This window comes from Shewanella electrica (assembly GCF_022321485.1).
Taxonomy (GTDB): domain Bacteria; phylum Pseudomonadota; class Gammaproteobacteria; order Enterobacterales; family Shewanellaceae; genus Shewanella; species Shewanella electrica.
In genome coordinates this window covers 1-205 of the sequence record NZ_JAKOGG010000120.1, presented here as the reverse complement: position 1 = coordinate 205, position 205 = coordinate 1, and the positions used below count along the sequence as shown (strand labels likewise).

Below are 205 nucleotides of genomic sequence, written 5' to 3'. Positions count from 1 at the left end.
AGTTCCGTGGACGGAGGAAGAACACAAGTTGTTTTTGGTTGGATTGCAGAAAGTAGGGAAAGGTGATTGGAGAGGAATCTCCAAAAACTACGTCAAAACGCGAACTCCGACGCAGGTTGCCAGCCATGCTCAGAAGTACTTTCTCCGCCGCACCAACCTCAATCGCCGGCGCCGGAGATCCAGCCTCTTTGACATCACCACCGAC

The 205-nt window shown here is 52.7% G+C and carries 1 protein-coding gene; it reads left to right on the top strand.

All coding sequences use genetic code 11. The features are described from left to right. Positions 1-28: 28 nt before the first annotated feature. Positions 29-205, top strand: a 177-nt coding sequence (locus tag L9G74_RS23995) for a Myb-like DNA-binding domain-containing protein (protein WP_500142665.1), incomplete at its 3' end; no start/stop codon positions are given.